Source organism: Nocardia sp. JW2, assembly GCF_051843015.1.
Lineage (GTDB): Bacteria > Actinomycetota > Actinomycetes > Mycobacteriales > Mycobacteriaceae > Nocardia > Nocardia coubleae.
Window position 1 is genome coordinate 20377 of record NZ_JBPXLK010000042.1, and the last position, 6852, is coordinate 27228.

The following is a 6852-nucleotide window of genomic DNA, read 5'->3' on the forward strand; positions in this document are numbered from 1 at the left end:
CGTCGTTTATAACAGCTCGATCGCCACCAGCAGTTCGACGAGGTCGTTGACGCTGCGCACATTGCGTCCGGTGAGTTCCTGGATGCGGCCCAGCCGGTACTTGGCGGTGTTGAGGTGGATGTGCAGGGCGTCGGCGGCTTCGCGCAGGTTCATGTCGGCGGCGGCGAACGCGCGGACGGTGTCGGCGAGGGTGCCGCCCCTGGCGCGGTCGTCGGCGAGGGCGGCGCCGACGCGGGGATCGACGAGCTGACGGGTGGTGTCGTCGGCGCGCAGCAGCAGGTACCGGAACGGCGTCATCTGCGGCAGCGCGAGCACGCCACCGTCCTCGGGCAGCAGGGCGAGGGCGGCCCTGGCCTGGCGGTGCGCCCGGGGGATCTGGCCGACCTCGGTGACCGAGGTGCTCACTCCGACGGCCAGTGCCACACCGTCGGCGGCGAGTTGTTCACGCAGCGCCCGCAGTCGTTCGCACAGCTGCTCGGCCGACCCGTCGGGTCGCAGCGCCGGGATCGCCACGATCTCGGTATCGCGCACCACCGACAGGGTGCGCAACCCGTTGACACCGGTGCGTGCCAGCGCGGCCGACACCACTTGCCTTGTCTCGCACAGGGAGTCGGCCGTCGGCGCGGGGTCGAGCACCATCGCGGTGACGACCACCAGCGGCGCGGTCCGTTCGGCGCCGATCCCGTGCGCGGTGGCCACGGACAGGTGTGGTCCGCTCGCGGGTAGGGCACCGTCGAGCAAGGAGTCCATCAGTGCCTGGCCGTCGCGGCTCGATTCCGCGGTCACGTACTGCTGGAATTCCAGGTAGGCGTCGGTGGCCTGGGTGCTGATCAGGTCGGTGTAGCGGGCCAGCGGTCCGGCCAGCGACAACACCGCTTCCCGTCCCGCTTCGGTGTCACCCGCATGGGCGAGCAGCGATTTCCAGATCGCGCGCTGACCCAGCCGGAACGCGGCGATGTAGTCGACCAGCGGCAGCCCGCAGCGGGCGCGGCGGGCCGCGGCCTGCCTGGCGTAGGAGACGTCGGCCGGGGTGACCCGTTTGTGCTCGAGCAGGGCACCGAGCCCGGTGCGGCTGAGCCGGGCCAGCTGGTCGTGCACGTCGGCGAGGAACCCCGGGTCGGCGGTGTCGTAGCCGGGCAGTTCGACGCGCAGCTTGGCCATCACATCGTCGGCGATCTCGTCGGCGTGGTCGTAGGCGCACCCGACGATCCGGGCTCGCTCGGCGTGTACCGGATCGGAGTAGCCGAGCAGTTGTGATCCAGCTGACATGTCCGGGGAGTTTGCAGCGCCGCGTTCGAGGTGTCAACCAGATCACACTGTCCGCAGCGGACGACGCACGGCCGAAAACTTGGTCCACAACGTCCGATGTGGGTGCTGACCAGCGCTCTTAGTGTTCCTCGCATGCTCGACATAACCCACCTGACGGTGCGCTTCGGCGGGATCACCGCCCTGCAGGATGTGGGGTTCACGGTCGCCGCGGGCGAGATGGTCGGTCTGATCGGGCCCAACGGCGCGGGCAAGACCACCCTGTTCAATTGCCTCACCCGGCGCAACCGTCCCACCTCCGGCAGCTTGCGCTACCTCGACACCGACCTGACCACGGTGCGCCCCGATGCGCTGGCCGGCCTCGGCATCGCCCGCACTTTCCAGAACCTCGGCCTGTTCGCCCGGATGTCGGTGCGCGACAACGTGCTCGTCGGCACCCATCACCGCACGCGCGGCGGTTTCGTCTCGGCGGGGCTGCGGATGCCGTGGGTCGGCCGGGAGGAACGACGACTGCGCGCCGACGCCGACGAACTGCTCGAGCGACTCGACCTCACCGCCGTCGCCGACCACCCCGCCGCCGGGCTACCCTTCGGCACGCTCAAACGGATCGAATTGGCGCGCGCCCTGGCGGTGCGGCCCCGGCTGCTGCTGCTCGACGAGCCGGTGAACGGGCTGAGCCACGGCGAGGTCGACGAGTTCGCCGAACGTCTTCGTGCCCTGCAGGCCGAGCTCGACCTCACCGTTGTGGTCGTCGAACACCACATGGGCTTCGTGATGAACACCTGTGACCGGGTGGTCTGCCTCGAGTTCGGGCAGGTGATCGCCGAGGGCGAACCCGAAGCGGTGCAGAGCGATCCGGCTGTCGTCCGCGCCTATCTGGGGGCAGCCTCATGAGCGAATTCCTGACCGTCACCGACCTGTACGCGGGGTACGGCGCGGCGAAAGTGCTGCACGGCGTGAGCTTTTCGGTAGGCGAGGGCGAAGTGTGCGCCATCCTCGGCCCCAACGGCGCGGGCAAGACCACCCTGTTGCGCGCGCTGTGCGGCATGGTGAAAGTGCGTGGCGCCCTGCGCTTGAACGGTGACGAGGTGGCCGGACGGGCACCCGAGGCGATGGCCCGGCTCGGGGTCGCCCACGTGCCCGAGGGCCGCGGCACCTTCGCCCCGCTCACGGTGGAGGAGAACCTGCGCCTCGGCGCCTACTCCCGCCGCGACCGCGCGGGCGTCGAGTCCGACCTGCGCCGCGTCTACGACTACTTCCCGATCCTGCGCGAGAAGCAGCGCGACCCGGCGGGCGGGCTGTCCGGCGGTCAACAGCAGATGCTCGCCATCGGCCGGGCGCTGATGCTGCGCCCACGACTGCTGCTGCTGGACGAACCCTCGCTCGGGCTTTCCCCGCTGGTCACCCAGGAGCTGTTCGGGATCGTGCACACCATCAACGCAGAGGAACGCACCACCGTGATAGTCGTCGAACAGAACGCCCACCTCGCGCTGGGTGTCGCCCATCAGGCACATGTGCTCGAGACGGGCCGGATCGTCCTGTCCGGCAGCGCCGCCGAGATCAAAGCAGACGAGCAGGTCGTCCGCTCCTATCTCGGATACCGGGTGCGGCCGTGACCGAATTCGTGCAGCAGCTCGTCGAGGGGCTCTCGGCGGGCGCGATCTACGCGGGGCTGGCGCTGGCGCTGGTTCTGATCTACCGGTTCACCGGGGTGGCCAACTTCGCCCAGGGCGAGCTGGCCATGTTCTCGGCATTCCTGGCCTGGCAGTTGAGTCAGGTGATGCCGTTCTGGGCGGCACTGGTCCTCACGCTGGTGATCTCGTTCCTCGCGGGCATGGTGATCGAGCGGGTGGTGATCCGGCCGGTCGAAGGTAAACCGGAGATCACCCTGGTGATCGTCACGGTCGGTTTGTTCTTCACGGTGCACGCGGCGGCGGGCTGGATCTGGTCCTACCAGGTGAAGTCCTTCCCGAATCCCTTCCCGGACGGCGCGTTGCGCGTGGCCGATGTCAGTGTGGGGTACGGCAGCCTCGGCATCTTCGCCGTCGTCGGACTGGTGATGGCCCTGCTGTATCTGCTGTTCCGCTACACCGCGATCGGGTTGGCGATGCGGGCGGTGGCGTGTAACCCGCAGTCCGCCAGGCTCGTCGGGATCCGGGTCGGCACCGTGCTCTCGCTGGGGTGGGGACTCGCGGCGCTGGTCGGGTCGGTCTCGGGGGTGCTGTCGGCGCCGCTGCTGTTCCTCGATCCCAACATGATGAGTGGCGTCCTGATCTACGCCTTCGCGGCGGCGACGCTCGGCGGGTTCGACTCCCCCGGCGGCGCGGTGGCGGGCGGTCTGATCGTCGGCGTCGCCGAAACCCTCACCGGCGCCTACGTCGACGCGATCGGCACCGAACTCAAGATCGGTGTGCCGCTGGTGATCATCCTGGGCGTGCTGTTGCTTCGCCCCCAAGGTCTGTTCGGACACGCGGCGGTGGAACGGGTATGAGTGACGTGAAAATCTCGGCGGCGAATCCTGTCGCACCCCAGGCGGAACCGGCACGGTCGAAAATCCGCGCCGCCCGGCTTCCGCTGGTCTTCACGGTCGCGGTACTCCTTCTCGCGTGTGCCGCACCGTTCCAGCTGGTGCCCTTCCACACCTTCCAGCTGGCGATGGCCATGATCTACGCGGTCACCCTGCTCGGACTGAACCTGCTCGTCGGGCACACCGGCCAGATCTCGCTCGGCCATGGCGCCTTTTTCGCGGTCGGCGCCTACACGGCCGCGATCGCGATGCATCGATGGGACACACCGTATTTCGCGACCATCCCACTCGCGGCGGCGATCACCTTCGTACTCGGCTTCGCCCTTGGTATCCCGGCGCTGCGCCTGCGCGGCCTGTACCTGGCGCTGGTCACGATGTCCATCGCGATCTTCCTGGTGCCGTTGCTCAAACGCTTCGACGGGCTCACCGGCGGTTCGATGGGTCTGGGCGTCGAGAAGCCGGTGCCGCCCGCCTGGACCGGGCTCGCCGAGGACCAGTGGCTGTACTTCCTCGCGCTTGCCGTCACCGTACTGAGCTTCGTGCTGGTCGCCGGGATACTGCGTTCCAAAGTCGGTCGCGCCCTGCACGCGGTGCGCGACAACGAGACCGCCGCCGAGGTGCTCGGGGTGAACCTGGCGCACTACAAGACCCTGGCCTTCGCCTGGAGCGCGCTGCTGGCCGGCGTCGCGGGTTGCGTCTACACCTGGGTGATCGCTTTCGTCTCCCCCGATTCGTTCGCGCTCACCCTGTCGATCACCCTGCTGGCCGGGCTCGTCGTCGGCGGACTCGGCACCACCTGGGGGCCGGTGCTCGGCGGCCTGTTCGTGATGTTCGTGCCGAGCCTGGCACAAGACGTCAACCAGGCCGCACCCGGCGTCATCTTCGGACTGCTGATCATCGCGGTCATGTACCTCGCACCCCAGGGACTGGCCGGTCTGGCCACCCGATGGGCGCACTGGCTCGGACAACGCGTCCGGAAAGGGAGAACTCATGCGCACTAGGACAATCCAGTGTCTCGGGGTGGCCGCCGCACTGGTCGCCACGCTCACCGCGTGCGGTGGCCGCAACGCCGACACCGGGACCGTCGGCGAAGGCGATTGCCGGGGTCAGCAGACCACCGGCATCACCGACAGCACCATCAAGCTCGGCGGCGTGTACCCGCTGTCGGGTCCGGCCTCGGCCTACGGCGAGGTGCCCAAGGGCATCAAGGCCTACTTCGACTACGTCAACGCCGAGAAGGGCGGCATCGGTGGACGCCAGGTGGAATACCTCGTCCGCGACGACGGCTACCAGCCGCCCAAGACTGTCGAAGAAACCCGTCGACTGGTCGAACAGGACCAGGTGTTCGCGGTCTTCCAGACCCTCGGCACCGCCACCTCCTCGGCGGTGACCGACTACCTCGGCCAGCGCAAGGTGCCGCAGGTGTTCGTCGCCACGGGCGCCACGAAGTTCGGCTCCGAGGACAACCCGTGGACCATCGGCTGGCAACCCAGCTACCGCACCGAGGGCCTCGCCTACGCCGAGTACGTGAAGAAGCAGCGCCCCACCGCGACCGTCGCGGTGCTGTACCAGAACGACGACTTCGGCAAGGATCTGCTCGCCGCGTTCCGCGAAGGCGCCGAGGGCAGCGGGGTGAAGGTGGTCGCCGAGCAGAGCTTCGAGGTCACCGACCCCACCGTCGACGCGCAGGTGCGCAACCTGGCCAATTCCGAAGCCGATGTGATGCTGAACTTCTCGACGCCGAAGTTCGCCTCCCAGGCCCTGGCCGCCGACGTGCGCAACACCGACTGGAACCCGCTGCACGTGCTCACCCAGGTCTCCAACACCATGGCGACCCTGCGCCCGGTCGGCCTGCCGAATATCCAGGGCACCGTGAGCGCCGCGTTCCTCAAGGACCCCGCCGATCCGCGCTGGGCCACCGACCCCGGTATGCAGACGTTCAAGACCGAACTCACCCAGTACGCGCCCGGCGCCGACACCGAGAACCAGCACGCGATGGCCGGCTGGGCGATGGCGCAGAGCCTCCACAAGACCCTCGAAGCGGCGAAGTGCCCGACCAGGGAGGGCCTGCGCGACGCGATGCGCTCCCTCGACAACGTCTCCGCCGACCTGATGCTGCCCGGTATCAGCATGAAAACCGGTGCGGGCGACGGCTTCCCGCTCGAGGCGGTCGGCATCCAGACCTTCGCCGGCGAGCACTGGTCGCTGACCGAGGGCCTGATCGATACCTCCGGCAAGTAGTCCCGTGCCGCGAGGCACAAGTTCACCCACGATCGATGAGGATCAGCATGAAGATGTCAACCACGCTCGCGACGGCCGCCATGACGGCGCTCGCCCTGTGCGTCGGCAGCGCGAACGCCCACGCCGAGCCGACCCAGACCGAGGTCCACTACGAGATCAGCAGGCAGGGCGACGCGGCCGTGCTGTCGACGAACGACGGCAAACTGCAGGTCGTCGACGGTCAGCTCGTGCTCACCACCGAGGCCGATGTGCCCGTCGCGGCGCTGCCGCTGTCGTACCGGATGGACGACAAGGTCTTCCCGATCGCGGCGGCGATCGACGGTGACCGCGCCACCCTCACACCATCACGTGACGGCGGCACACCGGCCGAGGCGGCCACGAACGTCATCAGCCAGGATGCCGCGGTGCAGCAGATCGCCGAATCCTTCACCCCCCGTGACCAATCCGCGCTCGGTGTGCTCGCCCAGCGGCTCACCATCGGCAGTGCGGTGGCCGCCATCATCGGCGCCGTGGTCGGCGGCGGGGTGGGCTGTCTGGTCGGCGGTGCGGCCGGTGCGACGATCGCCAGCCCCGTGATCGTGCTGCTCGTACCGTGGGTGGGCGCCACCGTCGCGGGATGTGTGCTCGGCGCGGCCACGCTCGGCGCGGTGGGCGGGATGGTCGGGCTGGTCACCGTCGGTGGTCCGCTGGCCTTGTTCGCCGCCTACCAGTACTTCTCCACCATCCTCGCGCCGTGCCCGGCCGAGCTGGGCGCCTACTGCAAGGACCCCGCGGTACCCGCGCCCGCGAAGTAGATCTCGTCCGCTGCCGGGGGGGGG

General features: G+C 68.9%; 7 protein-coding genes. 6 read left to right on the plus strand and 1 reads right to left on the minus strand.

Features of this window, described 5'->3' with window-relative positions; translation table 11 throughout:
* Window positions 1-6 precede the first annotated feature (6 nt).
* Complete coding sequence (locus ACSVDM_RS30035; protein ID WP_439269061.1) at window positions 7-1269, minus strand: PucR family transcriptional regulator; 1263 nt, start codon at window positions 1267-1269, stop codon at window positions 7-9.
* Window positions 1270-1401: 132 nt separating this feature from the next.
* On the opposite strand from ACSVDM_RS30035, the gene ACSVDM_RS30040 reads away from it, so the two are divergent.
* Genes ACSVDM_RS30040 through ACSVDM_RS30065 form a run of 6 tightly spaced genes read left to right on the plus strand, consistent with a single transcriptional unit; the run spans window position 1402 to window position 6828 of the window.
* A complete protein-coding gene (locus tag ACSVDM_RS30040; RefSeq protein WP_439269062.1) occupies window positions 1402-2160 on the plus strand; it encodes an ABC transporter ATP-binding protein in 759 nt (252 codons plus the stop codon).
* Window positions 2157-2882 (plus strand): ABC transporter ATP-binding protein, encoded by a 726-nt coding sequence (locus tag ACSVDM_RS30045; protein ID WP_439269063.1) that lies wholly within the window; start codon window positions 2157-2159, stop codon window positions 2880-2882. Before ACSVDM_RS30040 ends, ACSVDM_RS30045 begins: the two co-directional genes overlap by 4 nt.
* Window positions 2879-3757 carry a branched-chain amino acid ABC transporter permease gene (locus ACSVDM_RS30050; protein WP_356987277.1) on the plus strand — a complete coding sequence of 293 codons (879 nt, stop codon included), beginning with the start codon at window positions 2879-2881 and terminating at the stop codon, window positions 3755-3757. The genes ACSVDM_RS30045 and ACSVDM_RS30050 overlap by 4 nt, the downstream gene beginning before the upstream one ends.
* The gene (locus ACSVDM_RS30055) at window positions 3754-4794 is read left to right on the plus strand and encodes a branched-chain amino acid ABC transporter permease (RefSeq protein WP_439269064.1); all 1041 of its coding nucleotides are present in this window, start codon (window positions 3754-3756) and stop codon (window positions 4792-4794) included. Before ACSVDM_RS30050 ends, ACSVDM_RS30055 begins: the two co-directional genes overlap by 4 nt.
* The gene (locus ACSVDM_RS30060; RefSeq protein ID WP_439269065.1) at window positions 4784-6034 is read left to right on the plus strand and encodes an ABC transporter substrate-binding protein; all 1251 of its coding nucleotides are present in this window, start codon (window positions 4784-4786) and stop codon (window positions 6032-6034) included. The genes ACSVDM_RS30055 and ACSVDM_RS30060 overlap by 11 nt, the downstream gene beginning before the upstream one ends.
* Window positions 6035-6081: 47 nt before the next feature.
* Window positions 6082-6828, plus strand: coding sequence for a hypothetical protein (locus tag ACSVDM_RS30065; RefSeq protein ID WP_357151483.1), 747 nt, complete (start codon window positions 6082-6084; stop codon window positions 6826-6828).
* The last annotated feature ends 24 nt before the right edge of the window (window positions 6829-6852 follow it).

What these genes read in the sequence shown, in the direction of transcription:
- ACSVDM_RS30035 (WP_439269061.1), bottom strand. Translation starts at nt 1,269, where the DNA reads ATGTCAGCTGGATCACAACTGCTCGGCTACTCCGATCCGGTACACGCC.
- ACSVDM_RS30040 (WP_439269062.1), top strand. Translation starts at nt 1,402, where the DNA reads ATGCTCGACATAACCCACCTGACGGTGCGCTTCGGCGGGATCACCGCC.
- ACSVDM_RS30045 (WP_439269063.1), top strand. Translation starts at nt 2,157, where the DNA reads ATGAGCGAATTCCTGACCGTCACCGACCTGTACGCGGGGTACGGCGCG.
- ACSVDM_RS30055 (WP_439269064.1), top strand. Translation starts at nt 3,754, where the DNA reads ATGAGTGACGTGAAAATCTCGGCGGCGAATCCTGTCGCACCCCAGGCG.
- ACSVDM_RS30060 (WP_439269065.1), top strand. Translation starts at nt 4,784, where the DNA reads ATGCGCACTAGGACAATCCAGTGTCTCGGGGTGGCCGCCGCACTGGTC.
- ACSVDM_RS30065 (WP_357151483.1), top strand. Translation starts at nt 6,082, where the DNA reads ATGAAGATGTCAACCACGCTCGCGACGGCCGCCATGACGGCGCTCGCC.